Below are 26,110 nucleotides of genomic sequence, written 5' to 3'. Positions count from 1 at the left end.
AAATCATAAGGGTGCTTTAAAGTGGTTCAAAACAGTTATTTTCTATTAGTTAATGAAGTGAGTAGCTATTTTTAATTTTAGCATTCAATAAATTACCTTATAATAAGCGTCTTGTTTTTACGTTATTACAAATTAGGATTAAATATGAAAAAAATTTCTATACTCGCATTTTTCTTGTTTTTATTTAGCGCAGTTTCTTATGCTCATGGCCCTGTTAGAGGAAAAATGACGGCTACAGTGGAAATTGATGCACCAGCAGATAAAGTATGGGACGTAATCAAAAATTTTGATGATATGTCATGGCACCCTGGCATTAAAAGTACCGAAGGAACTGGAGGCAATGAAAAAGGTGCGACACGTATTCTAACATTGGCAGATGGTGGCACAATTACAGAATTTTTAAAAAATTATGATGCAAAGAAAATGTCATACACTTATAAAATTACTGATATGAGTGTTGTGAAGACGATTCAGCACGCTGGTCAGGAAGAAGATGTACCGGTACTTGCAGTTGATAACTATCAGGGAAAACTGACAGTCAGCAGCAAAGGTAGCGGATCAGTCGTAACATGGGTAGCGACTTATTACCGTGGTTATATGAACAATAACCCACCTGAAGAATTAAATGAAGAAACTGCGGATGAGCAAGTGACAGCTGTATTAAAAGCAGGTTTAACTAGCTTGTTACATACGTTTGAGCCAAATACATTGCCTACTGAAATTACATTTGAAATGAAAAGATAATTCTTTATTGTCTTGAAAGCAGAGTAAGGTCACTGTAGGGCCTAGCTTTAACCTGCCAATATATTCGCAATATGCTATAAGCGTGTTAAAGTCACACCCTACATTTCCTTAGCCTGTAAATATTTACTAATCATTAGTCAGTATTAAAATATGCTATTCAAACGAATGACTCGAGCTTCATTTCTTATCTTATTGCTTGTTAATAGCAACGGTCTTTTAGCACAGCCTTATGCCTTTATCACTAACCAGTTAGACAATAACGTAGCGGTTATTGAATTAAAATCCAATCAAGTCATTAAATCTATTACTGTTCAGGGTAAACCTGTCGGTGTAGCAGTGAATCACCAAACTGATCAGGTTTATATTAGTACTCCGGAAGGTAATGGCTTTGTTGTACTGGATGCCAAAAGCCTGCAACAAACAAGTCACGTCCAGGTGGGCGGTGCATCAGTAGGTATCGCAGTTAGTCCAGATGGGCAACGTATTTTTGTTGCCAACTGGTATGAAAATAGTGTTTCAATATTTAATAGCGCCAGTCTGAAATTAGTCAAAAAACTAAAGGTCGGTAAATCGCCATCAGGTCTGGTTATCAGCCCTGATAGTCGTTGGCTATATGTTGCTAATCGTATGGATGACACATTATCGCAAATTGATTTAGTGACATTAAGAACGAGAAATACCACTAAAGTTGGTACCCATCCTTTTGGTGTCAGCCTGGATAAAAAGGGCGAGCGTCTATATAGTGCAAATGTAGAAAGCAATGATGTCTCGGTACTGAATGCAAAAAATCTAAAGCGCATAGCTCGCGTTAAAGTAGGTGGAAGACCCTATGCTTTGGCATTAGCCTCGAATGAAAAACTATTGTTTGTCACCAATCAGGATGACAATAGTGTTTCGGTTATTGATACAACGACACTCAAAGAAATTAAACAAATTAAAGTAGGCGAGAAACCTGAAGGCATCAGTACACATGTCGATGACCGTCATGTTTATGTGGCAAACTGGTTTGATGGCACTGTTTCTGTTATTGACGCACAAACATTAAACGTAGTCGAAACCATCACTACAGGCGATGGGAGTCGCGCATTTGGTGATTTTATTAGTCATTAATACGCGTCATTATTTGAGTTCTAACCAATTAACCCGCACAGAAGCAGGGCGCGACTTTAGCCCGCCGGTAGCGCACATTATTCAAAAAATGCGCCACCTCACTGTTATATAAAATATATCTTATTTTATCGATGTTTCAATTTTGCTAATCCAGTCAGTCAATCAGGAATCAATTTATTAATGATAAACTATTCAATTATTCAATTTTTGTGGAGTAATCAATGCTTAATAAAGTAACTTTAATAGGAAATTTAGGCGCTGACCCAGAGGTGCGTTATATGCCTACTGGGGGCGCAGTGGCTAATATTACTTTAGCAACGACCTTTCGCTGGAAAGACAAACAATCAGGTGAGCGAAAAGAAAATACTGAATGGCATCGCGTGGTTTTCTTTAATCGTCTGGCTGAAATCGTTGGTGAATATTTACGCAAAGGCAGTCAGGTCTATATAGAAGGGCGTTTGCAAACACGTAAATGGACTGATAAAGAGGGACATGACAGATATACAACAGAAATCATTGCGACAGAAATGAATATGCTGGGTAGCCGTTCGGGTGGTACAGCGCCGTTAGCAAATTCTGCTCCGAGTAATGCTAAAGCGCCGGCTCACAAGCCTGCACCTGCGCAGCCGCAATCCACACCTAATTCACCACCACCTGCGGCCTATGAAGACTTTGATGATGATATTCCGTTTTGATTAATGCATAAATAGAAAGTGTTGAATATATAACTTAAAAGCTCTGTTTTTGCAGGGCTTTTTTATGGTTACATGAAAATATTCAGTTGAGCAAGCGAACGGGGACGCTTTGGGAAGGTCGGTTTAAATCCTGCCTGGTGCAAGAAGAAAATTACCGTGAATTTTTTTAATATCCAATCGAAAGACAATTATTGGAAGAGATTCGAATTGAGACAAACCAATGTATGGTGACCAGAGATGAACGGTTTATAGCAGAAATTGAGAGCTTAACAGAGCGGAGGATGACAGCAAAAAAATGTGGAGACCTGTTGGTTGGCGGAAGGAAAAAGTAAATAATTTAAGTTTACTCTGTCCTCCCCCAGTTATTCCAAAGTTTGTTTATAACTAATCTTAAAATCGTCAGATCGAGTTTGAGTCAATACAAAAAATAGACCGAATTTTTACGGAAGGAAATTGAGTTTTCTCAAACGGCTACCGTATATTTCCTTTTTATTACATTTCCCGTATTAATGAATTGAATTTTAATGTACTATAGCTTTCCCAGTTCTCCGTTATCAATCATATTTTTGTGCCAGCCCCTTACTCAGTCGATATTCGAAAAAAAGTGCTCAATGCTATTGAGATAGACAAACAAAGTAAACCTGATATAGCTAAACGTTTCGCTGTTTCTTATTCTTTTGTTTATACCTTATGGCAACATTACCAGGAAACTGGCATGATTGCAGCCAAAAAAGTAGGCGGGCATGTTGCACCAAAAGTAGATGAAGCGGGTGCTCTTGAGATAAAAGAATGGCTAATAAAAAAGCCTGATTTGACACTAAATGATCTTTGTGACCGATATGCTGAACACTTTGGTATTAGCATGGGGAAAAGTTCAATGGATAGAGCTCTTAAGCGTATGAATATTCGATATAAAAAAAAGTCCGTACGATCCAGCTAAATATTGTGACCGAACTAAAAAGCTAAAAATAGACTATTGCACTGAAATCGCCGATATATCGCTCGATAAGCTCATTTTTCTTGATGAAATGGGCGCAGGACTGAATCTCTCACCTCTTTATGGGCGAGCACCGTCAGATCAGCGTGTTTATGATGAAGCGCCGGTTGCTAAAGGGCAGCGTATAAGTATGGTCGGGGCAATGACATCAGCCGGTATGAAAACCGCCTTAAATTTTGAAGGAACCATGACAGGACTTGTATTCCTCTACTTTTTGAAGCATTTTCTTTGCCCCTTACTCGCTGAAGGTGACTATGTTGTGATGGATAATGCCTCAGTTCATAAAGTAGATGAAATTAAGGATCTTATTCAAAAGACAGGAGCAAAGCTTATTTACCTACCGCCTTACTCACCTGACCTTAACCCGATTGAATTAGCATGGAATAAAATTAAACAGTACTTACGCAAACAAAGACCACGAACCGTTGAAGCGTTATATCAAGCTTATGCCGAAGGGTTGAAATGCATCAGTACAGATAATGCTCAAAGCTTTGTTAATCACTCAATGAAGTTCGCTATTTAAGTGGGATATGTAATATTTTAAATATCTGTCATAATTTAGCAGCACAACCCGCGAGTTATTTTTATAAACAACAAAACCCATCAAAGTAAAGGAATACCCACATGGACAAAAAAAAGCTTAGCGAAACGGACATCATCAGTAAATTCATCATGCCGGCAATTCAAAAAGCAGGCTGGGATTTGATGACGCAGATCCGCCAGGAGGTTAAATTGCGTGATGGTAAAGTTATCGTACGCGGGCAGCTGGGCATACGTAAAACAGTAAAGTCGGCGGATATTGTCCTCTACCATAAACCTAACCTACCGCTGGCGGTGATTGAAGCGAAAGCCAATAAACATGAGATTGGCAAAGGCATGCAGCAAGGCATGGATTATGCGCGCTTACTGGAAGTTCCTTTTATCTTCGCCTCCAACGGTGATGGTTTCATTTTTCATGATAAAACCAATACCACGCAACTCGAAACAGAAATTCAACTCGCCGACTTTCCTACCCCCGAACAGCTCTGGTTAAAGTATTGCGCTTATCGTGGCTACACCGCCGCTCAGCTGCCATTAATCACTCAATCCTATCATGATGATGGCAGTGGCAAAACACCGCGCTATTATCAATTAAAAGCTATTAATAAAACCATTGAAGCGGTCTCGGAAGGTAAAAACCGCATGCTCTTGGTGATGGCGACCGGCACGGGAAAAACCTACACCGCGTTTCAAATTATTTGGCGTTTATGGAAAGCGCATCAGAAAAAACGCATTTTATTTTTAGCCGATAGAAATATATTAGTCGATCAAACCCGTATTAATGACTTTGAACCCTTCGGCACAGCAATGACCAAAGTCACGGGTCGCACGGTCGATCCCGCTTTCGAGATACATCTTGCACTATATCAAGCCTTAACCGGTCCTGAAGAGAATCAGAAAGCCTATAAACAAGTCGATAAAAACTTCTTTGATTTAATTATTATTGACGAGTGTCATCGCGGCAGTGCGGCTGAAGACAGTGCCTGGCGTGAAATTCTGGAATACTTTAGTGCTGCCACGCAAATAGGTTTAACGGCTACGCCAAAAGAAACCAAAGACATATCGAATACGGATTATTTTGGCGACCCCATTTACACCTATTCCTTAAAGGAAGGCATTGAAGATGGTTTCTTAGCGCCATATAAAGTGATTCGAGTCGATATTGATATTGATCTACAAGGCTGGCGGCCTACCAAAGGTCAGAGGGATAAAAACGGCGAGTTGATTAATGACCGTATCTTTAACCAAAAAGATTTTGATCGTAACTTAGTAATCGATGAGCGCACCCAATTGGTCGCACAAACTATTACCAGTTATTTAAAACGGACCGATCCGATGGCTAAAACCATTGTCTTTTGTAACGACATCAACCATGCAGACCGTATGCGTCGCGCACTGATTAACTTAAATCCTGAGCAAGTCGCCAAAAATGATAAATATGTGATGAAAATCACGGGCGATGATGAAATCGGCAAAGCCCAGCTGGATAACTTTATTAATCCTAAAAAAGCCTATCCCGTCATTGTCACCACCTCTGAGTTAATGAGCACCGGCGTGGATGCTAAAACCTGCAAACTCGTGGTGCTGGATCAAAATATTCAATCCATGACCAAGTTTAAACAAATTATTGGTCGAGGTACACGCATAGACGATAGATATAATAAATTATGGTTTACCATTTTAGATTTTAAAAAAGCCACCGAATTATTCGCGGATAAAAACTTTGACGGTATCCCTGAAAAAATCCTCGTGACCAAGCCAGAAGTTATTATTGATGAAGACAATTCCGACTTTATCGATGAGCTTAACGGTACTAATGAGAAAAGCTCAGAAGAAGATCAGCCCAAAATCAATGACCCAGAGTCTGACTATAAACCGGCTGACGGCACGGACTTTGGCTCGGGCGAATCAGCTGAAAAATGGGGTGAAGACGAATCAACCCCTTATATTAAATTCCATGTGGCCGGTGTGACGGTCAAGAAAATAGCCGAACGCGTGCAATATTACGATACCGACGGCAAACTGGTTACCGAATCCTTTAAAGATTACACCCGCAATACCATTAAAAAACAATTTGCCTCACTCGACGATTTCACCCGCAAATGGCAAGAGGCCGACCGCAAACAAGTGATCATTGATGAACTCGCGGCGGAAGGCGTTATCTGGGAAGCCCTAGAACAAGATGTAAGTAAAGATTTAGACCCTTTTGATTTAATTTGTCATATTGTCTTTGATCAACCGCCCTTAACCCGACAAGAACGTGCCAATAATGTTAAAAAAAGACATTACTTTAGCCACTATTCAGAAATCGCCCAGAAAGTCTTAAACGCTTTATTAGACGGCTATGCGGATGAAGGCGTCAAAGCCATTGAAGGCAAAGATGCCTTAAAAGCCAATATCATTATTCCTTTTGGCCGTCCCTTAGAAATAGCTAAAAAAGCCTTTGGCGGCGCACAAAAATATAATGCCGCCATTAGTGAGCTAGAAACTGAACTTTATTCAGATAAAGCCAGCTAATAAATTGTTTTATCACCATGAAGGACATGAAGATAATGAAGTGAAAGGCGATAAGATTTTTTTAACTTCAAGTCCGTCATGCACTTCATGGTAAAAACAAGCCTTTTTTCTATCACCACAAGGATATGAGAGTAATGACGGGAAGAGAGTTTAGCGATTTATCAAATAAGGTGATTGGTTGTGCAATTGAAGTTCATAAAACACTTGGTCCAGGCCTACTGGAATCGACTTACCAGCAATGTCTTGCCCACGAATTAAGCATTAATCATATTAAGTTTAAAATCGAGTACCCTTTACCCGTAAACTATAAAGGAATTCAATTAGATTGTGGTTATAGATTAGATTTATTAGTTGAAGATAAAATAATTTTGGAATTAAAAAGTGTAGAACAATTAAAGGGAATACACGAAGCACAGCTTTTGACCTATATGAAATTAATGAACATCAAACAAGGGTTCTTAATCAATTTTAATGTGAAGCTATTAAAGCAAGGGTTAAAAAGCTTTATTTTATGACATCATCCATAATGAAGGGAAAGACAATAAGATTTTTTTAACTTCAAGTACTTCATTATCTTCATGGTAAAACCGAATTATTGTCACCATGAAGATAATGAAGGAAAAGACGTAATATTTTTTAACTTCATGTCCTTCATGCACTTCATGGTAAAACCGAATTATTGTCACCATGAAGGCCATGAAGATAATGAAGGAAAAGACGTAATATTTTTTAACTTCATGTCCTTCATGCACTTCATGGTAAAACCGAATTATTGTCACCATGAAGGCCATGAAGATAATGAAGGAAAAGACGTAATATTTTTTAACTTCATGTCCTTCATGCACTTCATGGTAAAACCGAATTATTGTCACCATGAAGATAATGAAGATACTGAAGGAAAAGACGTAAGATTTTTTAACTTCAAGCCCTTCATGTACTTTATGGTAAAACTGAATTATTGTCACCATGAAGGACATGAAGGACATGAAGATAATGAAGGGAAAGACAATAAGATTTTTTTAACTTCAAGTACTTCATGCGCTTCATGGTAAAAATAAAACAACACAACACAACACAACACAACACTAAAGAGAAAACATGTCAGTCAGCTCCGTTATAAAATCCATTCAAGATATCATGCGTAAAGATGCAGGTGTAGATGGCGATGCACAACGTTTAGGTCAAATGTCTTGGTTGCTGTTTTTAAAGATATTTGATGCCCAGGAAGAAGAGCTAGAATTTGAACAAGATAATTACCGCGAACCACTGCCCACACAATACTTATGGCGCAACTGGGCAGCAGACAACGAAGGCATAACCGGTGAAGAATTACTCGGTTTTGTCAACGACCAACTGTTTCCTGATCTTAAAAACTTAACCGCACCGATTACGCTTAATCCGCGTGGTTTTGTCGTTAAAGAAGCGTTTAGCGATGCCTTTAACTACATGAAAAACGGCACACTGTTACGCCAAGTCATTAACAAGCTCAACGAAATTGACTTTACCGACTCGCAAGAACGGCATTTGTTTGGTGATCTCTACGAACAAATCTTAAAAGACCTACAGAGTGCGGGCAACGCGGGCGAGTTTTACACCCCCCGAGCCGTGACCAGCTTTATGGTCAACCGCATAGACCCCAAGCTGGGTGAAAGCATTATGGATCCAGCTTGCGGTACCGGTGGCTTTTTAGCCTGCTCCTTTGAGCATGTTAAACAACATTATATTAAAAATACCAGCACCGATTTACCGATCCTGCAAAAGCAAATTCATGGCGTAGAGAAAAAACAATTACCGCACTTACTCTGCACCACCAATATGCTCTTGCACGGTATCGAAGTCCCCGTACAAATCAAACACGGCAATACCTTAAGCAAGCCGCTGTCCAGTTGGGATGATCAGCTCGATGTTATCGTTACTAATCCACCGTTTGGCGGCACCGAAGAAGACGGCATAGAAAACAACTTTCCCGCTGAATTTCGTACCCGTGAAACCGCTGATTTATTCTTACAGCTGATTATTGAAGTGTTAAAAGACGGTGGCCGTGCAGCGGTGGTCTTACCTGACGGTACTTTATTTGGTGAAGGCGTCAAAACCAAAATCAAAAAGTTACTCACTGAAGAATGTAATTTACACACCATCGTGCGTTTACCCAATGGCGTGTTTGCGCCTTACACGGGCATTAAAACCAATATTTTATTTTTTACCAAAGGCAAACCCACCGAAAACATCTGGTATTACGAACACCCGTATCCAGAGGGCGTAAAAAATTATAATAAAACCAAACCGATGAAATTTGAAGAATTTCAAACCGAAATAGACTGGTGGGGCGAGGAAGCCGATGGTTTTGCCAAACGGGTAGAGACTGAACAGGCCTGGCAAGTCAGCATTCAAGATATTATCGAGCGTAATTTTAATTTAGATATTAAAAATCCGCATATTGGTGAGGTCATCAGTCATGACCCAGAAGAATTACTCAGCCATTACAGCCAGCAACAAGCGGATATTCAGGCTTTGCGCGAGCAGTTGAAAACTATTTTAAATAATGCACTTAATGCATAAGGTCATAAATAATGAATGAAATAGTTATTTTTGAAAGTCCAAACGGAGAGATTCAGGTTCAACTAGAGCAAGATACGGTTTGGCTTAACCTTGAACAAATGACACAGTTATTTGGACGGGATAAATCTGTTATTTCTCGTCATATACGAAATATTTTTAAAGATGAAGAGCTTATACGTTCTTCAGTTGTTGCAAAAAATGCAACAACTGCGCGTGACGGTAAAACCTACCAAGTAGAATCTTTTAATTTAGACGTTATTATCTCTGTAGGCTACAGAGTAAAGTCTCAACAAGGTGTACGCTTTCGCCAATGGGCAAGCAAACTATTAAAACAACACCTCACCCAAGGTTACACGCTCAATCAGCAACGCTTTGAAGAAAATGCACAGGCACTGGAAGCCGCATTAAAGTTAGTCCAGAAAGTCGCTTTATCACCTGAGCTAAATAGCGACACAGGCAGAGGTTTGATCGAAATAGTCAGCCGTTATACGCAAACTTTTTTGTGGTTACAGCGTTATGACGAAGGCTTATTAACAGAACCCAATGGAACCGCAGGCGGAAAATTACCCAGCTTTGCGCAAGCCAGTCACTCATTGGCTGAATTAAAACAAAGCTTAATAAAGCGCGGTGAAGCCACTCACTTATTCGCACAACCACGCGGTGAGGGTTTAGCTGCCTTATTAGGTAATTTAGAACAAACGGTGTTCGGTGAACCTGCTTATCCAACGATAGAAAGCAAAGCCGCGCATCTGCTTTATTTCATCGTAAAAAACCATCCTTTTGCCGATGGTAATAAACGCAGTGGTGCCTTTTTGTTTGTAGATTTTTTACACCGCAACCAACATTTATTTAATCAACACGGCGAGCCTATTATCAATGACACAGGCTTGGCGGCTTTAACCTTACTGGTTGCAGAATCAGACCCTAAACAAAAAGAAACCTTAATCCGACTGATTATGACTATGTTGTCGGTAAACAATAAAACAGTAGAAGAGTCCGCATGACCGCTATCAACACATTAATAACCGCCTCGTACCCATGCTCCAGACCGTGGGAACTATCTATTATGAATATGCTATCCGTTAACAAGACTCAAAAAAATAAGAGGCAGAGATGACAGTAAAGCTTTTCTTTTTTCCACAGAATAATGCTCACCATGAAGGGCAGGAAGATAATGAAGTGAAAGGCATCCGTTTTTTTAACTTCAAGTCCTTCATGCGCTTCATGGTAAAACCAAATTTCTTTTTTCCATGTGTTAGCGGTGGAGCTTATCAATAATGGCTGATACTCACACATTAATAACAGAATATATTGATATTTGGACATCCGCCATCAAAAAACGCTCATCACAAGGACGTGGCAGTAATAAAAAAATAGAACTGACCGGCATTAAAAAACTGCGTGAGTTGATTTTGGAACTGGCAGTGCGCGGACAATTAGTACCGCAAGATCCCAATGATGAACCTGCATCGGTATTGCTGAAAAGAATTGCAGCTGAAAAAGAGCAATTAATTAAAGATAAAAAGATTAAACCGTCTAAAGCCCTGCCTGAGATTGGTGAGGATGAAAAGCCGTTTGAATTGCCTGATGGATGGGAGTGGAGTAAAAATATTGATTTATTTACTTTAACAAAAGGGAAAAAACCAAAAAATTTATCCGAAAATAATATTGGTTCCCCTTACCTAGATATTGAAGCATTAGATAGAGGCAATATACTTAGATATACGGACGATGAAAAATGTCCTAGATCAACCAATAAGGATATTTTAGTTGTATGCGATGGCTCTCGTAGCGGCTTAGTTCTTGATGGAAAAGATGGCGTAATTGGATCTACACTTGCAATCATAGAAACGCCAACGTATATACAAGTGTATGTTAAGCTTTTTTTCAGACAAGCTTTTCAGCGGCTCAATAGCTCAATGAAAGGAGCAGCAATACCACATTTAGACACGAAATCATTAAGAGAAGGACTATTTGCAGTTCCTCCGTTTAAAGAACAATACCGCATCGTCGCCAAAGTCGATGAACTTATGGCTTTGTGTGATCAGTTAGAGCAACAAACCGAAAACAGCATCACCGCCCATCAAACCTTAGTGGAAACCCTGCTGGCCACACTGACCAGCAGCGAAAATACAGCAGCCTTTAATCAAAGCTGGACAAGAATCGCCGCACACTTCGATACCCTGTTCACCACAGAGCACAGCATCGACCAGCTAAAACAAACCGTCTTACAACTCGCGGTTATAGGCAAACTCGTCCCACAAAACCCCAACGACGAACCCGCGTCCGTATTACTGAAAAAAATAGCCGCTGAAAAAGAGCAGTTAATTAAAGATAAGAAAATCAAGAAGAGCCTCTCCGTAGATAATATAATCAGAGAAAATTGTGATTGGTCATACCCCAAACAATGGTCAAAAATTGAACTCCAAGATTTATTTAAATTCATTGACTATAGAGGAAAAAACCCTGCGAAGTCAGATAAAGGAAAGCGAATTATAACGGCAAAAAACATTAGAATGGGTTTTATTAAGAATGACCCAATAGAATATATAAGTGAAGAACTATATAAAAGTTGGATGGTCAGAGGCTTTCCTCAAATTGGTGACATTTTATTTGTCACGGAAGGACATACAATGGGTTTTGTGAGCCTTGTAGAACTAGAATATGAATTTGCGTTAGCTCAAAGAACTATTTGTTTTCAGCCCTTTATGAAATTTGATACAACGTTTTTTTTGTATGTACTTATGTCACAACAGTTTCAAGATATTATTAAAGACAATCAGACAGGCTCAGCAGCAGGAGGGATAAAAGCAAGTAAGCTTAAAAAAGTACCTGTGCCTTTTCCACCACTAGCCGAACAACACCGCATAGTAAAAAAAGCCGATGAACTAATGACTCTATGCGACCAACTAAAAACCCGCCTCAGCCAAGCCCAAACCACCCAACTCCACCTCGCCGATACCATCGTCGAACAGGCAATAAATTAAGCATTATTGATAAGGAGATTAAAGATGGGATTGTTAGATAAAAAATATACGGAATTAAAACCAAAGAATGCACAATACAAGACCTCCCCCCTTGGTTGCACGCGTGGTTTTGTCGTTAAAGAAGCGTTTAGCGATGCCTTTAACTACATGAAAAATGGCACGCTGTTACGCCAGGTGATTAACAAACTCAATGAAATTGACTTTACCGACTCACAAGAGCGGCATTTGTTTGGCGATTTATACGAACAAATCTTAAAAGACTTACAGAGTGCAGGCAACGCGGGCGAGTTCTACATAATGCCCTCTACAAATTTATGGTCTTAATGCCACCTAGAAATAGCGGCATAAACTGTTACTTATTTTTAGGTAAGAAATTCTGGGTAAGAACTTCAAGGGGACAGCCAACTTGATTTATAAACTAAGTTTACGCCGCCATTCTTTATGGTGACGTGCGTCGTTTATAGCAATCCAATATCTCATTCAATATCAGCGATAGAATCCCCTAAAAATTCAAATCGCTGAAACCGTTTCTCATCACGTTCAACCACATCAAGAAACATACTCGCTGGCCTTACCCATAGATCTGACTCCGTACTTCCCTTGACTCCGTACTTCCCTCATTTAAGGCGGAACATTAGTTATACTTGTAGTGCGTGGCTTCAGCTCGCCTTTAGCGCAGGTGATTGTCATTAGCGGGCTAAAGTCACGCCCTATAGATTTTTAATCTGTCTCGTTTTAAGTGGATAGCCGTATTAATTATAGGTGTTCTTTTGTTTATTATGGCTGGAAACAATGTATTCTTATGGGCATATTTTTAGGGTATGAACTCAGCGTGTATCCAGCTGATAATTTTTAATGTAGTTAGTAGATAATAGAAAAAACTTATGTACAAAGTATTTAGCCCAGTGGGAGTGGGATTGCTGCACATGATTCGGCAGGTCATTATCTTGAAGGAGGTAAGACTTATAGCGTGACTTTACCAGGGCCCGTTCCGGCAAATAATTTCTGGTCATTTATGGTTTATGATGGTCAAACGCGCTCCATGCTTGAAACCGATCAGAAGTTAGCAGGTCTGGATAGTAATAACCCATCTGTGCAGCCAAATGCCGATGGTCCTTATATTATGTGGTTTGGGCCTAAAGCGCCCAAAGGTCATGAGGGTAATTGGATTCAAAAGATGCCGAGTAAAAGCTACAATGTTCTGCTGTGCCTTTATAGGCGAGAGCAGGCTTGGTTTGATCAGACCTGGAAGCCAAGTGATTTTGAATTGGTAAAATAGTATTTTACTTTGTTATTTATTTAATATTTTAGGAGAAATTTATGCAAAAATTTTTAACCCTTTTTGGGGTACTGGTATTTAGTTTATTAACGGCTTGTAGCACTGTTTCAACACAGGATATCAAAGTCGAAACAGAATCTGATTCTAAAGTTAACCTGGCGGCCTATCATTCTTATGTCTGGATCGGTGCTTCGAGCGTTTTGAATGATCCGGAAGAAAAATGGCAGCCTACAGAGGTTGACTTGGCGGGTGATATTAAATATTTAATCGATCGTGAATTACGTAAAAATAATATTTTTGGCGTAAAGGACGATGCTGATTTGGGTGTTGCTTATTTTCTGGGTGTAGATATGGATGCCATGCAGTTAAAGGTAAATCCAGAAACAGAAACTATTGTTTTGGAGAATGTACCTAAAGGCGCATTAGTTGTGGCACTCGTTGATATGCAAACAGGTTATGTGGTTTGGTTGGGCAGTGCACGGGCAGATATTGCCAAAACATTTCAGGCTGATATTGCGCGTGAGCGTTTAGATTATGCCATTAGTAAAATGTTCAAAAATTTAACAAGTAAAGGTATCTTCAAATGATAAAAAAAATGCATTTAATCTCATTTTTAACTTCAGGTGCTTTATTGTATGGCATGGCAGCGAGTATACAAGCCGCTGAACCTTTTATTTATCCGTCGAAAGGGCAAACAGCTCAGCAACAGGAAAAAGATAAATATGATTGCTATGTTTGGGCTAAAGGGCAAGCGGGTTATGACCCGATGAATCCGCCACAAGCATCGAGTGGATCAACAGCAGGCCAACCTCGTGCAATTCGTGGAGCGGCAAGAGGTGCAGCAGCTGGTGCCGCGATTGGGGCGATGCGGGTAAAGGTGCGGCTATAGGTGCGGCTACGGGTGGTATCGGGCGAGCAGCAAGAAACTCTAATGTTCGCCAACAGCAACAGGCTCAAGCTCAGCAACAGCAAGCTTCAATAGCACAATTAAGTGATGGTTATAGCCGAGCTTATTCGGCGTGCCTTGAAGGGCGTGGTTACCAAGTAAAATAATCGTGCAAGTGTATTCTCTACTTGGATAATGGACTTATTTTGTGGGAGCGGCTAATACTTGCTTCCACAAAACCATTTCCACGGAATATAACTGGGGTCAGCGTAAACTTAAAGTTTCTATTATACTCTCTCAAATTATTCAACTTAGACAAAGCAAGAGCTTATCAGGGCGGAGGATGGCAACAAAAAAATGGGCAGACCTGTTGGTTGGCGGAAGGAAAAAGTAAATAAATAATTTAAGTTTACGCTGGCACCAGTTATTCTATCTAAAACAATGAGGTTATTATTCATGTCGGACTCCTCTGTATTCCGTTATTACTCTTTGGTGCATTATGACACCGAAGGAGGGAGAGGAGTCCATATCATCATTTGTGGTAGTACTGCGAAGCCAGTGCCGAGCTTGCGATAGTATGGCAAAGCGGCACGGAAGCAGGCCGCCGCAGGCATAGACGCCACGTAGTTTTTCGCTGCGGTGACGGGACGGTCCTCGTCGCAGCTTTCGCGAAAAATAGTGGCGCGCTTATGTTGCAACGTTTTGCTCTCGACTCAAATCAACTTGTTATACAACCGTATCCATGACCGCACGAAGTATAACAATGGTGACATTTCCTAGAGGATCATTCCGTGTGGTCTTGAGAAAAGTCCACTCGACTCTCTGTTTTTTTTCTGTTTGTTACTTCCGTTTCTATAAGCGCGTCACTTACCTGTGCCCGTTGCACCGGTCGTTACCGCCTCCATTACGCGATTGAGGTTGAAGCTGCCAGGCTTCTGCCGGGGCGGAAAGTCGCGGAAGCTCTGCAGCCACTTACCAACGTAACTTGCTGCCGGAGCGATGGTCCACATGTGCTCGAGGAACCAGCGATCATAGCCCATGGCCTCATACTCGGCGCGCTCAAATGGATCCATGCGCAGGTTGGTCACCATCGGCGCACGCAGCTCCTCGAAGGGGTGCAGCCAGACCTGCAGTCCGTGGGTGTTCTGTTTCAGGAAAGTAATCTTGAGGTTGTCGTAGCGTAGCGCCGCCACACTGCCGTCATCGGTCCAATAGAGGAACTCATGCCGTGGCCATGGCTCCTTACCCTTGAGTGCAGTCAGCAGATTGTAGCCATCGATATGCACCTTGAAGGTTCTGTCGCCAACGACCTTACCCTTCAGAAGATCCTGCTTGACCGTGGTATCACCTGCAGCGGCCAGCAGAGTCGGGAGCATGTCTTCATGCGCACCGATATCATTAATGATCGTACCGGGCTTGATGACGCCAGGCCAACGGATGACTGTCGGCACGCGGTAGCCGCCTTCCCAATTGGTATTCTTCTCGCCGCGGAACATCGTCGTGCCGCCGTCGGGCCAGGTGAACGCCTCGGCACCGTTGTCGGTGGAATACATGACTATCGTATTATTTTCGATGCCCAGCTCCTTGAGCTTGTCGAGCAACTGACCGACATGACCGTCGTGTTCGACCATGCCGTCGGCATAGATTCCAAGTCCGGTCTTACCATCGGACGCTGGTTTGAGGTGGGTAAAGATGTGCATGCGGGTAGCGTTCCACCACAAGAAAAAGGGCTTTCCGTCCTTATGAGCCTTGTCCATGAAGCCAAGCGCCGCCTTGGTGATTTCATCGTCCACCGTCTCCATGCGCTTTTGGTCAGCGGCCCAGTGTCTTCAATCTTGCCGCCAGCGTAACTATGAATGACACCGCGCGGGCCGAATTTCTTCTTGAACTCCGGGTCTTTCGGATAGTCGGCATACTCTGGCTCCTCCTCGGCGTTCAGGTGATAGAGGTTACCGTAAAACTCATCGAAACCGTGATTAGTCGGCAGCATATCGTCGAGGTCGCCCAAATGATTCTTACCAAACTGGCCGGTCACATAACCTTGTGCTTTAAGCAGTTCGGCGATAGTGGGGTCTTCTTTTTGCATGCCTTCCGGTGCACCCGGCAGACCGACCTTGGTCAGACCGGTACGGATGGGAGACTGGCCGGTGATAAAGGCGGCGCGACCGGCAGTACAACTCTGCTGAGCATACCAGTCGGTGAACAGTGCGCCTTCATGAGCGATACGGTCGATGTTAGGCGTTTTGTAACCCATCATGCCCTGGTTGTAGGCGCTGATGTTGAAGCCCCCGATGTCGTCACCCCAGATGATGAGAATATTCGGTTTCTTTTCTGCCGCCAGAGACGGACCAGTCGCAAAAATCAGGGCGGTAAAAGTAGTCAGCAGAGTGGGGATATATCTCGCCAGTTTTTTGTGTTGCATTGTTTGTCTCCATTAACTTAATTTAGGTATAGCTGCGGTAAACACCGCGAGATATGGTAGGTAAACATCATCCTGTTCGGAGTACCCAACAGAGATCTCGAGGCGTCACGGCTCAAATGCGAAAATCCGCTTCCAGTCCTTTTTCATGCTGATAACGACCCAGCCCTGTTTCTGCGCCTCGTCGTATAATGTCTGAGTGAGGGCGCCGACGTGAGTATTGGGTAACCCCTGGGCCGGTCCGTAAGCATACTCGCGTTTGGCGTCATCGTGCAACACCAACATCGATAGCCGCGTACCTTCGCCCGCTTTGGTGTATTCCAGCATCTGTTGATCGCCGGTGGAATTGCCGAATGCAGCATGCGGGCGGCGCCCTATCATCAGGTGAATGCCCTCGGGCTTGCCGGCATTATTGTCGTTGAGCAGCAGCTTGGGTTCCTTGGTCAGAAATGGCTTGCCTTCTTTATCATAACCGTACTTTGTGCCACCGGCAGTACCGACGACCTGCTCAGGCGGAATGCCGTAGGTTCGTTCCGAGTACAGACGCACAAAGTCCTGGCCGCCACCGGTGACAATATAAGTCTTGTAGCCGTTGGCGCGCAGGTACTGCAGCACTTCCTGCATGGGCTGATAGGTGAGTTCGGTATGCAGTCGCTTCCAGCGTGAGTCTTTGGCGGTGTCGAGCCACTGTTGAGCCTGGGCTTTAAACTCATCGACACTTATGCCAGTGAGGGTGGCGGCGAGAATCTTGAAAAGATCGTCCATCGAGAGCTTGGCAATCGCCTCGTGATCGCCCGACAACACCGTCTTGAACGGCTCCACCTTAGCGAGTTCGGGCTTCGCTTTCACGACCACGGGTACACGATCGAAACAGTACATCACCTGAGCATACATCGGGTGCTCGACCCATAGCGTGCCGTCCTGGTCGAAGGTAGCGATACGCTCGGCTGGTGCCACGAACTCTGGGCTGTCTTGCCTGGTGGTCGTTTGCACAAAATTGACGATCGCCTGTTTGGCGGCGCCATCGTTCCACGAAGGCAGTGCATCGGCCTGCGCTTGCGCACCGAATGCAAGCAGCATTCCCAGCGCCAGGCCCCGCGAGAATCTGGAAAAAAATCGGAATATCAACATGGCTGTTCTCCTGTTCAATAGAATACAGAGTGGTCTAATAGAAATTCAGACACGCGGCTATACCGCGTTAATCACCAAAAAAAAGCGGGCGACCTTTTCAGGCGCCCGTTCTATTACTGCTAAATCACATCCTTTAAGCGGACTGGTTAGTCACCCGCGTGGCTGATGTGTCTCGTATCCTGCATCGACTTGATTATATTATCCAGGTTGTAGCTCGCCGGAGTCTGTAGCGCCGGGTATTCCCGATACGTCTCGAGTTCCTTCAGCCACAGCAGTTGCCCGATGGGGAGCATATTCCAGTCATAGATAAACGCGGTGCTCGGGGCGGCCAGTGCACCGCCGTAGGCCAGCAGGCTACCTTCAGCCGACGCCACAGTCCTCTCAAAGGGATCACGTTTGAGGTTGTTGATCTGGGTCCAGTGATAGGTGCTTGCGTCATCGAACGCATCCAGCGCATTGGAAGACACCATCGTGTAGTAGAACTTCCAGTTTTTGTACCGCACCGCCGAAGGTTGTGCGCCGGTGTAGTAGAAGAACGTGTCGCGTGCTGAATCGGCCTTGCCTTCCAGATAAGCCCGCTGGTCGACACCGTCTAGCGTGGTTTTGATGATGCCGGGGTACTTGCCGGCCTCAATCTCCTTCTTCAGCCCATCGCCCGAAGGCCCGCCGGCGATATTAACCAGGGTGGGCACCCAGTCCAGAGAGGAAAATATCTGGTCAGGATGCGTGCCGGCCTTGATGTGCTCCGGCCAGCGCACGAGCATCGGCGCGCGCATGCCGCCTTCCCAGGTGGTCAGCTTGCCGCCCCTGAAAGGCGTGACACCGCCGTCCGGGTAGGTGATCGTCTCGGCGCCGTTGTCGGTGGTGAAGACGATGATAGTATTGTCGAGCTGGCCCATGTCCTCCAGCTTTTTAAACACGTAGCCGATGTTGTCATCCATCTGCTTCATGCCGACTTCGTTGATACCCCAGTCTTTGCCGCCCTTCACGCCCAGCATGTCCATGTACTTGTCTGAGAACATGGTAGTAATGTGCATGCGCGCCGGGTTATACCAGACGAAGAATGGCTTGTTGGTTTTCTTGGGGTCATTGCGGTCGAGGAAGTCAATGACCTGAGAGGAAATTTCCTCGTCCACGATCTTGGAACGTTCCAGTGTCAGCGGCCCTTCGTCCTTACAGCTCTGGTTTTTCTCAGTGCCATCCTTGGACGTGCAATGGATAACCGGCCGTGGCGGTGTCATGCAAAGCGCGGTCTTCGGGTTCACAGCACCGGGAACCGACTTGAGACCTTTAACCGGCGTGTTCTCACAGGGCGGAACAACGGTCTGAGCGGTCGGGGAGCTGTTGATATCCGGGAAGCTCACCCCCTGCATGGCATCGAGGTGATACAGGTAGCCCCAGAATTCCTGAAAGCCGTGAGCGGTTGGCAGCGATGCCGATTTATCACCGAGGTGGTTTTTGCCGAATTCGCCGGTGTTGTAGCCCAGGTCTAGCAGGAATTTCGCCAGTGCCGGGGTGCCCGGCAATAGCGAACTGGTGGCACCTGGCAGCTGCGGCATGACCATGCCCGCCCGTAACGGATGCATCCCGGTAAAAAAAGCGGTACGCCCAGCCGTACAGCTCTGTTCGGCATAATAGGTCATGAACTTCGCGCCTTCTTTGGCAAGGCGGTCGATATTAGGCGTCTCGCCTACCATTAAGCCCTGATGGTAGGCACCCACATTCATAATACCAATATCATCACCCATGATGAACAGGATGTTGGGCTTTTCGACGGCAATGACTGGAGCGGAAATCAACCCCCCAGAAACCATCAGACAGCTTGTTAAAACTGCACTAAACTTATTTCGCATTTCATTCTCCCTGATTTTTATTAATTTGAGTTAAAAACTCGCAAATTCACCATGATTTTTTTCGTGACTCGAAATTTTACAATTAAACTTAGTACCACCCAGCGAGGCGTTGCAACAACACTTTTACTAGATAACCAGATAGTCAGATAGCCAGATAGCCAGGTTTTTGAGTCTACGCCGCTTCTCTGGTTTTTTCAAGAAATAACATGGGTTGTGCACGGCGAAATTTCATCAATGAAATCAAAGCACAATAAAAGGGGTTTGCGGCCGAGCAAGGTCAATAATTCAAGTGGGTAAAAGTCTCACTCTGGCAAGGTAAGTCAACCACCAGATAGTAAACATCGGACAGGCGGAGGTAACTCCAAATGTTAAGCACGATGTGCGCAATCCAGCAGGCCGTAAGCGAAAGTTGAAATGATTTTACGTAAGCAGGACGACAGAGTTTACTCGTCATGATCATTAAGTAATTTAAATTGCGGGAAGCGCGGACGGCCCGTCCGCAATATGCAGGCAAGCCAGCTTGCACTTCCAGATAATACAAGTTTTATACTGTCGGTTTATCTAACGGCTTATTTCTGTTGATTAAATAATAAGCCACTGGAATGACAAATAATGAGAATCCAGTTGAAGCAAAAATCCCGAAAATAAAACTCCACGCCAGGCCAGAAAATACCGGATCAAGAATAATCACCACTGCACCAAACATTGCCGCCGCTGCAGTGAGTAGAATAGGGCGCAGACGCGTTGCCCCTGCCTCTATTAGCGCATCTTCTATACTTGGGTGATCTTCTCGGTGGCGTGTTTTTTCAATAAAATCGATCAGGATAATCCCGTTTCGCACTACAATCCCAGCCAGGGCAATCATGCCGATCATGGCGGTTGCGGTAAAAAAGATCTGATCCGGGTAACCGTCTACCGGCGTGGCAAATAAAACATTAAGCAGCCAGAACCCTGGCATAATGCCGATTACCGTCAGTGGAATGGCAATCATCATGATTGCAGGTAAGCTTAATGAACCTGTTTGTATGACTAACAAGACATAAATCATTAACAAAGCAGCTGCAAAAGCGATACCCAGATCACGAAACACATCGATGGTAATTTTCCATTCACCTTCGCCTCCTAATTCAGCGCTGTAACCATCCGCCAAAGGCTGATCGCTAAAATCACTGAGTAAGTCGATAATGGCTTCAACCGGGCTACGTCCTGCAGTATCACCAATCACATAGGCCACTCTGCGCATATTTTTATGATACAGGGTTTGCTCATTGTCTAACTCTTCAAGCTGGCCTAATTCAGCAAGCGGAACTAATTCGCCGGTTCGACTTTTAATCCGTAGCGTCAATAGTTCATCTATATAAGTGCGATGTTCGCGCGGTAATTGCAAGACAATCTGCAAAGGCTGACGTTCACTGGCTATATGTAAAGTGCCTAGTAGTTGGCCGCTTAACGCCGTTTTTAAGGTTTGCGCAATTTGTAAACTATCCACATTAGTCAAGGCCGCTTTTTGCCTATCGATATGGAACAGCAGGCGCTGGTAGGGTGCAAATGAATAATCATCTACATCGACTACGCCTTCAGTGCGATTGAAGCGTGTGCGCACATCTCTTGCGACATTTATTAACTCATCATAACTGGCATCTTCAGGCCCATAGACTTCAGCAACCAAGGTATCCAGTACCGGTGGGCCAGGTGGTGATTCGACCATTTTTACGTTGGCATTATATTTTTTGGCAATCGCTTCTATCTGTTTACGCATACGCAGGGCGATCTGATGCGATTGTTGTTTGCGCAGTTCTTTTGCGACTAGATTGATACGAATTTCTCCGAGATTACTGCCTTCACGCAGATAATAATGACGTACCATGCCATTAAAATCCATCGGTGAAGCCTGGCCGATATAGGTCTGGTAATCAGTTACTTCATCGACGGTAGCCAAATACTGCCCTAATGCACGGGCAACCTGATCGGTGTGCTCCAGTGTACTGTTTTTCGGCATATCAATAACCAGCTGCAATTCGTTCTTATTATCAAACGGGAGTAGCTTTAAAGGTACCGCGCGGGTAACTGCGAGCATGGCAGAACCCAGGAAGGCGATAAAAATGATGAGAACAAATAATCTGGAACGGTTAGGTGATGCTATCAAGGCTCCTAGCGTTTTATGATAAAAACGGTAGACTCCGGATTGTTTTAAATCAAAGCCTTCTTCCTCGTCATGGCCTTCATGTCTTTTTAGCAGTAAATAACTTGCCCACGGCGTAATGGTAAGTGAAACGATTAATGAAACCAGCATAGCCACGGGTACGTTAAATGCCATCGGTGCCATATAAGGGCCCATCATGCCAGTAATAAAAAACATCGGTAAGAATGTCAGGATTACCGCAAAAGTCGCCACAATTGTTGGTGGTAATACTTCCTGAATCGCTGATAATAAGGCTTGTAGCGGTGGTTCTTTGCGCAGTAAATAATGTCGGTGAATATTTTCGACATTGACGATAGGGTCATCGACCAGTAAGCCCAGTGATAAAATCAAGGCGAACAAGGTAACTCGATTAATGGTATAGCCAAAAATTAAGTCACAGAGCAGGGTAAACGCAAACGTTACCGGTACGGCTATCGAGACAATCAGAGATTCTCGACTCCCCAGAGAGAAAACCATCAGGATAACGATAATCAGAATGGCAAGCATTAAATGCTCTACCAGTTCATTGACTTTGTGATTAGCTGTTGTGCCATAGTCGCGGCTAACCGATATGACAATATCATCAGGTATGATAGTGCCCTGAAAGCTTTGTGCCATCGCAATAACATCTTCTGCAACTTGTACCGCATTACTGCCTTTGCGTTTGGCAATGGCGAGTGTAACAGTCGGCCATTCATTACCCGCCTCATTAACAACAGGTTTTTCCTGTCCGAGTAAACGCATTTTTTCCGAGGCAGGTCCGAAACCAATACGGGTGTAGGTGTTATTGTCTTCACCGGCATCTAAAATACGTGCAACATCACGTAAGTACACCAGACGACCGTCCGCGTTTTTAATCACAGTAGCGCCGACTTCTTCCGACGAACTAAAATTCGGTCCAGCTTCTAAGAAAACTTGCTGATTGTTACTGGCAAAATTGCCAGTATCGACATTAATATTGGCATTACCGACCGCCTGAATGATTTCCATGATAGACGTGCCATGCGCAACCAGTGCTGCTGGATCCGGATACACTGTAATCTGTCGTTTTGCACCGCCGACTACCCAGCTTTTGGCAACATTTTCCACATCCCGTAGTCGTGGGAGTAATTCATCGGCAGTACGGCGCAAAGAGACTTCGCTTTGATTTTTTGATTTAGACGATAAGCTGAGCAAAACAATGGGCACATCATCAATATTAACCGGTTTAACAATCCAGCGTGCAATGCCTGGGGCCATGCTGTCCTGATTCGACATAATCTGACTCCAGGTTTTGATCAGGCTGTCTTCCAGATTTTCGCCGACATAATAGCGCACCGTGACGATAGCCATGCCTGGGCTTGCCGCCGAATAGACATATTCCACCCCTTCAATTTGCTTTAATAAGGACTCTAAAGGCGTGGTGACTAATTTTTCTACTTCTTCAGCACTGGCCCCTGGAAATTCCACCATCACATCCATCACGGGGACGATTATTTGTGGATCTTCTTCTCGTGGGGTGAGCATTAATGCAGCTGCGCCTGCCAACAAAGCGGCAATAATGAGCATCGGAGAAAGTGAGCCGATGGTAAATGACTTGACGATTCGGGTTATCCAGCTAGTTTGGCCGGGATTGTTTGCTTCTGTGTGTTGCAGGTCATTCATAATGGACTCCGATTATTGCACGACTACGGTTTCGCCTGGATTCAGGCCGGATTGAATTTCTACATCGTGGCCATAATGTTTGCCAATGCGTACTTGACGTGTCTGGAGTTGCTTATCGATAACGACTTTGACCACTTCCAGCTGTCCAATTTTACGTACTGCCGTTATGGGGACCAATAAACCTTGGTGTTGGTCGCAAACCTGATCTAACCAGCCAAATAAACCTGGTTGTAAGGGTGCGTCCAAAGGTAAGGCTGCTTTAATTAGAATCGTCCGGGTTTGTGGATCAACTTCAGGAACAATTTCATCAATTTCCGCAGTAAATTGTTGGTCTACCGTTTCAATTCTTACGGGTACTTGATCGCCTAATTTAATGTGACGCGCGCAGCTGGTTGGTACGGCTGCTTCAAGACGTAATGCTGCAGAATTATGCATGGCTACAATTGGAGCGCCAGCAAGTCCCATATCTCCCGGTTGTTTCAGGCGTTGAATAATGATGCCATCGAAAGGTGCTTTAAGTATCGTATCTGCTAAACCAATACTGGTTTCTTTTAAGGCGCTGGCGGCTGCTTCAACCTGGGCTTGAGCGATTTGATACTGGGCGATGGTGTTGTCGTACATTTCTTTGGTTGCCGCTTCTTTGGAGTACAGGCTTTTTATTCGCTGTGCATCCGCTGCGGTACGTTTGGCATTCGCCCTGGCTGCGCTGAGTGCTGCCTGTGCGCTACGTTCATGACTACGCTGTGCTTCAGGGTCAAGTGTAGCGATTACTTCGCCTTTGGATACCTTATCACCGGCGTTTACTTTGATATCCAGAATACGTGCGGTAATGCGGGGAGAAATGTTGATTTCAGAACGTGATTTAACTGTACCAGGCCAGGAAAAACTGTCATCCAGCAATTGTTTTTGCACTACAGCTGTTTTAGTGTTGTTATTCAGGGTGTTTGCGGATACTGGTGTCGTACCCGGCGTTATTTTTTCAGCGCCGATGATGCCTAACATATACAGTAATATCAGTATTAAGCCAATAACAGTAAGGGAGAGATATATAAATTTTTTCATGGCAATAGTCGATTTAGTCGAGGGTGATTTTTATAGTCAGCTTATTGGTCTGAATTATTCAGGTGTTCCCGTGACCCGCTGTAGAGCAGCATAAGCGCGAAAAGTGTCAAAGCGTGCAGAAATAGTTCGGGCATTAGCCTGATCCTGGGCAACTTCTGCTTCAATATAACGTGTGACCGAGGCTGTGCCTGCTTGAAATTGAGCCGTAACCAAACGGAATGCTTCATCCGCTGCTGTCACCGAGGTTGTGGCAACTTTATAGCGCTGTATCGCATCTGCTAGTGCCAGATAAGTGTTGGTCACTTCCTGATTGATTTGTAATGTGACTTTACGGGCTTGCTGCTGTGCTTCTTTTAGTCGACTTTCTGCTTGCTTAACGCGCTGTTGTGTACCAAAACCTGAAAACAGATCCATTTCCAGTGCGATACCTGTCGTTACATTATCCTGATTTGACGCTATAGAGCCATTTTCGCTATTGCCCCCATAACTCACATAAGCACCGACTCGCGGCAGGTATTCACCCTGTGCAATTTTTACTTGTTGTGTGCGAGTTGCGACTAGCTTCTCGGCCATTTGAATTTCAGGTCGATTGACTGTGGCAGTCATTAGTGCGTCTTGGATTGAGCTAGGCGGGGCTGGTAGCTCTTTAATATCCGGATTAATTGTCTCAACCGGACTAAAAGTATCTAAATCCAGCAACGTGCGTAATCCGGTTTTAGCCATTTCTATACCATTTGTTGCCTTTATTAACCATTCTTCTGTATTTGCCAGGCGAACTTGTAAGGAAAGTACATCAGATTTAAGTGTTGTACCTTCCTGATAGCGTATTTGCGCATTCTTAAGCTCATGCTCAACAGCATCTTTGGCGCGCTGGGCGATAGATTGATTTTCTTTGGCAACGGATAGCACGTAAAAATTATCGGTGACCATTTGCACTAGATTATTATGCAAAGAGGTGCGTTCCAGTTCTGATATTTCAACACCTAACTCCGCTACTTTATAGCGATAATAGTCTTGTCCGCCATTAAAAAGTGAAAGATTGGCAATAATTTCGGGGCGGAAATTGGTCCGACCTCCCGGATTATTGATATTGGCAAAATCTTCTTGCTGGAAATCACTTTGTGCCACAATCATGCCAAAGACTTGCGCGGGGTTGTTACTATATTCATAACCTACACGCCCTTTAAGTTGCGGATAAAAAGCGGCGAGGCTTTCGCCTACTTGAGCTTGAGCAATGGCAATGCGTTGTTGAGTAATATGCATATCCGGGTTTCTTGCTAAAGCCAGATTGATAGTCTGAGATAAATCTAACGGAGCGTCTAAGGTGAGAGCGTTGTTATTGCTAAGTTCTTTTTGAGTTAACTCGCTTTGGAGGGGGGAGTCATTATTTCCTGTTGCAAAGCTACAGATAGTAAACGTAGAAAGCGCAAAACATAAGCTTGTGCTTATGAGGTGTTTTGTTTTGTGTTTCATGTATTATCCTTGAAGAGAGCGGTATAGAATAG

General features: G+C 43.8%; 22 protein-coding genes and 2 pseudogenes. 16 read left to right on the top strand and 8 right to left on the bottom strand.

Features of this window, described 5'->3' with window-relative positions:
• Positions 1-144: 144 nt before the first annotated feature.
• The 13 genes from AU255_RS16820 (at position 145) to AU255_RS20915 (ending at position 12,473) form a co-directional block, all read left to right on the top strand.
• Positions 145-744 (top strand): SRPBCC family protein, encoded by a 600-nt coding sequence (locus tag AU255_RS16820; protein ID WP_080524047.1) that lies wholly within the window; start codon positions 145-147, stop codon positions 742-744.
• A 150-nt stretch (positions 745-894) separates the two neighbouring features.
• A complete protein-coding gene (locus AU255_RS16815) occupies positions 895-1,854 on the top strand; it encodes a YncE family protein (protein WP_233144719.1) in 960 nt (319 codons plus the stop codon).
• 221 nt (positions 1,855-2,075) lie between these two features.
• On the top strand, positions 2,076-2,549 hold the full coding sequence (gene ssb / locus AU255_RS16810) for a single-stranded DNA-binding protein (RefSeq protein WP_080524045.1): 474 nt from the start codon (positions 2,076-2,078) through the stop codon (positions 2,547-2,549).
• 568 nt (positions 2,550-3,117) lie between these two features.
• Complete coding sequence (locus tag AU255_RS16805; protein ID WP_158083035.1) at positions 3,118-3,489, top strand: helix-turn-helix domain-containing protein; 372 nt, start codon at positions 3,118-3,120, stop codon at positions 3,487-3,489.
• On the top strand, positions 3,452-4,069 hold the full coding sequence (locus AU255_RS16800; RefSeq protein WP_332889048.1) for an IS630 family transposase: 618 nt from the start codon (positions 3,452-3,454) through the stop codon (positions 4,067-4,069). Before AU255_RS16805 ends, AU255_RS16800 begins: the two co-directional genes overlap by 38 nt.
• Positions 4,070-4,170: 101 nt before the next feature.
• Entirely contained in the window at positions 4,171-6,603 is a 2,433-nt protein-coding gene (hsdR, locus tag AU255_RS16795; protein ID WP_080524044.1) for an EcoAI/FtnUII family type I restriction enzme subunit R, read from the top strand.
• 134 nt (positions 6,604-6,737) lie between these two features.
• Positions 6,738-7,118, top strand: coding sequence for a GxxExxY protein (locus AU255_RS16790; protein WP_080524043.1), 381 nt, complete (start codon positions 6,738-6,740; stop codon positions 7,116-7,118).
• A gap of 63 nt (positions 7,119-7,181) precedes the next feature.
• Entirely contained in the window at positions 7,182-7,655 is a 474-nt protein-coding gene (locus tag AU255_RS16785; protein WP_080524042.1) for a hypothetical protein, read from the top strand.
• Positions 7,656-7,701: 46 nt separating this feature from the next.
• Positions 7,702-9,162 carry an N-6 DNA methylase gene (locus AU255_RS16780; RefSeq protein WP_080524041.1) on the top strand — a complete coding sequence of 487 codons (1,461 nt, stop codon included), beginning with the start codon at positions 7,702-7,704 and terminating at the stop codon, positions 9,160-9,162.
• 11 nt (positions 9,163-9,173) lie between these two features.
• Complete coding sequence (rhuM, locus tag AU255_RS16775) at positions 9,174-10,166, top strand: RhuM family protein (RefSeq protein ID WP_080524040.1); 993 nt, start codon at positions 9,174-9,176, stop codon at positions 10,164-10,166.
• Positions 10,167-10,275: 109 nt separating this feature from the next.
• On the top strand, positions 10,276-10,440 hold the full coding sequence (locus tag AU255_RS20920; protein WP_233144718.1) for a hypothetical protein: 165 nt from the start codon (positions 10,276-10,278) through the stop codon (positions 10,438-10,440).
• On the top strand, positions 10,440-12,149 hold the full coding sequence (locus AU255_RS16770; protein ID WP_080524039.1) for a restriction endonuclease subunit S: 1,710 nt from the start codon (positions 10,440-10,442) through the stop codon (positions 12,147-12,149). The genes AU255_RS20920 and AU255_RS16770 overlap by 1 nt, the downstream gene beginning before the upstream one ends.
• A 24-nt stretch (positions 12,150-12,173) precedes the next feature.
• Positions 12,174-12,473 (top strand): hypothetical protein, encoded by a 300-nt coding sequence (locus AU255_RS20915; RefSeq protein ID WP_233144717.1) that lies wholly within the window; start codon positions 12,174-12,176, stop codon positions 12,471-12,473.
• Between the two features lie 152 nt (positions 12,474-12,625).
• Here the strand turns inward: AU255_RS20915 and AU255_RS21485 are convergent.
• A pseudogene (locus tag AU255_RS21485) lies at positions 12,626-12,727 on the bottom strand (DUF1653 domain-containing protein); the annotation flags it as partial.
• 338 nt (positions 12,728-13,065) lie between these two features.
• Between AU255_RS21485 and AU255_RS16755 the strand changes: the two are divergent.
• Genes AU255_RS16755 through AU255_RS20510 form a run of 3 tightly spaced genes read left to right on the top strand, consistent with a single transcriptional unit; the run spans position 13,066 to position 14,317 of the window.
• Positions 13,066-13,428 (top strand): DUF1214 domain-containing protein, encoded by a 363-nt coding sequence (locus tag AU255_RS16755; RefSeq protein ID WP_080524037.1) that lies wholly within the window; start codon positions 13,066-13,068, stop codon positions 13,426-13,428.
• 41 nt (positions 13,429-13,469) lie between these two features.
• Positions 13,470-14,015 (top strand): DUF4136 domain-containing protein, encoded by a 546-nt coding sequence (locus tag AU255_RS16750; RefSeq protein ID WP_080524036.1) that lies wholly within the window; start codon positions 13,470-13,472, stop codon positions 14,013-14,015.
• The gene (locus AU255_RS20510; RefSeq protein ID WP_198942674.1) at positions 14,012-14,317 is read left to right on the top strand and encodes a hypothetical protein; all 306 of its coding nucleotides are present in this window, start codon (positions 14,012-14,014) and stop codon (positions 14,315-14,317) included. Before AU255_RS16750 ends, AU255_RS20510 begins: the two co-directional genes overlap by 4 nt.
• An 860-nt stretch (positions 14,318-15,177) precedes the next feature.
• On the opposite strand, the gene AU255_RS21155 is transcribed toward AU255_RS20510, so the two are convergent.
• The 7 genes and pseudogenes from AU255_RS21155 to AU255_RS16715 form a co-directional block, all read right to left on the bottom strand.
• Positions 15,178-16,071 (bottom strand): sulfatase-like hydrolase/transferase, encoded by an 894-nt coding sequence (locus tag AU255_RS21155; protein WP_269844831.1) that lies wholly within the window; start codon positions 16,069-16,071, stop codon positions 15,178-15,180.
• Positions 16,072-16,274: 203 nt separating this feature from the next.
• A pseudogene (locus AU255_RS21150) lies at positions 16,275-16,736 on the bottom strand (sulfatase-like hydrolase/transferase); the annotation flags it as partial.
• Positions 16,737-16,841: 105 nt separating this feature from the next.
• On the bottom strand, positions 16,842-17,864 hold the full coding sequence (locus AU255_RS16735) for an HAD family hydrolase (protein ID WP_080524035.1): 1,023 nt from the start codon (positions 17,862-17,864) through the stop codon (positions 16,842-16,844).
• 146 nt (positions 17,865-18,010) lie between these two features.
• Positions 18,011-19,717 carry an arylsulfatase gene (locus tag AU255_RS16730; protein ID WP_080524034.1) on the bottom strand — a complete coding sequence of 569 codons (1,707 nt, stop codon included), beginning with the start codon at positions 19,715-19,717 and terminating at the stop codon, positions 18,011-18,013.
• 544 nt (positions 19,718-20,261) lie between these two features.
• Positions 20,262-23,543 (bottom strand): efflux RND transporter permease subunit, encoded by a 3,282-nt coding sequence (locus AU255_RS16725; protein WP_080524033.1) that lies wholly within the window; start codon positions 23,541-23,543, stop codon positions 20,262-20,264.
• Positions 23,544-23,555: 12 nt separating this feature from the next.
• Positions 23,556-24,605 (bottom strand): efflux RND transporter periplasmic adaptor subunit, encoded by a 1,050-nt coding sequence (locus AU255_RS16720; RefSeq protein ID WP_080524032.1) that lies wholly within the window; start codon positions 24,603-24,605, stop codon positions 23,556-23,558.
• A 54-nt stretch (positions 24,606-24,659) separates the two neighbouring features.
• Entirely contained in the window at positions 24,660-26,078 is a 1,419-nt protein-coding gene (locus tag AU255_RS16715) for a TolC family protein (RefSeq protein ID WP_080524031.1), read from the bottom strand.
• Positions 26,079-26,110: the final 32 nt, after the last annotated feature.

The organism is Methyloprofundus sedimenti (assembly GCF_002072955.1).
Taxonomy (GTDB): Bacteria; Pseudomonadota; Gammaproteobacteria; order Methylococcales; family Methylomonadaceae; genus Methyloprofundus; species Methyloprofundus sedimenti.
The sequence above is the reverse complement of the archived record's forward strand: the minus strand, read 5'-3'. Positions and strand labels throughout refer to the sequence as shown.

Coding starts and splice junctions, on each gene's coding strand:
- AU255_RS16820 (WP_080524047.1), top strand. CDS start 145: ATGAAAAAAATTTCTATACTCGCATTTTTCTTGTTTTTATTTAGCGCA.
- AU255_RS16815 (WP_233144719.1), top strand. CDS start 895: ATGCTATTCAAACGAATGACTCGAGCTTCATTTCTTATCTTATTGCTT.
- ssb (WP_080524045.1), top strand. CDS start 2,076: ATGCTTAATAAAGTAACTTTAATAGGAAATTTAGGCGCTGACCCAGAG.
- hsdR (WP_080524044.1), top strand. CDS start 4,171: ATGGACAAAAAAAAGCTTAGCGAAACGGACATCATCAGTAAATTCATC.
- AU255_RS16790 (WP_080524043.1), top strand. CDS start 6,738: ATGACGGGAAGAGAGTTTAGCGATTTATCAAATAAGGTGATTGGTTGT.
- AU255_RS16785 (WP_080524042.1), top strand. CDS start 7,182: ATGGTAAAACCGAATTATTGTCACCATGAAGATAATGAAGGAAAAGAC.
- AU255_RS16780 (WP_080524041.1), top strand. CDS start 7,702: ATGTCAGTCAGCTCCGTTATAAAATCCATTCAAGATATCATGCGTAAA.
- rhuM (WP_080524040.1), top strand. CDS start 9,174: ATGAATGAAATAGTTATTTTTGAAAGTCCAAACGGAGAGATTCAGGTT.
- AU255_RS20920 (WP_233144718.1), top strand. CDS start 10,276: ATGACAGTAAAGCTTTTCTTTTTTCCACAGAATAATGCTCACCATGAA.
- AU255_RS16770 (WP_080524039.1), top strand. CDS start 10,440: ATGGCTGATACTCACACATTAATAACAGAATATATTGATATTTGGACA.
- AU255_RS20915 (WP_233144717.1), top strand. CDS start 12,174: ATGGGATTGTTAGATAAAAAATATACGGAATTAAAACCAAAGAATGCA.
- AU255_RS16750 (WP_080524036.1), top strand. CDS start 13,470: ATGCAAAAATTTTTAACCCTTTTTGGGGTACTGGTATTTAGTTTATTA.
- AU255_RS20510 (WP_198942674.1), top strand. CDS start 14,012: ATGATAAAAAAAATGCATTTAATCTCATTTTTAACTTCAGGTGCTTTA.
- AU255_RS21155 (WP_269844831.1), bottom strand. CDS start 16,071: ATGGACAAGGCTCATAAGGACGGAAAGCCCTTTTTCTTGTGGTGGAAC.
- AU255_RS16735 (WP_080524035.1), bottom strand. CDS start 17,864: ATGTTGATATTCCGATTTTTTTCCAGATTCTCGCGGGGCCTGGCGCTG.
- AU255_RS16730 (WP_080524034.1), bottom strand. CDS start 19,717: ATGCGAAATAAGTTTAGTGCAGTTTTAACAAGCTGTCTGATGGTTTCT.
- AU255_RS16725 (WP_080524033.1), bottom strand. CDS start 23,543: ATGAATGACCTGCAACACACAGAAGCAAACAATCCCGGCCAAACTAGC.
- AU255_RS16720 (WP_080524032.1), bottom strand. CDS start 24,605: ATGAAAAAATTTATATATCTCTCCCTTACTGTTATTGGCTTAATACTG.
- AU255_RS16715 (WP_080524031.1), bottom strand. CDS start 26,078: ATGAAACACAAAACAAAACACCTCATAAGCACAAGCTTATGTTTTGCG.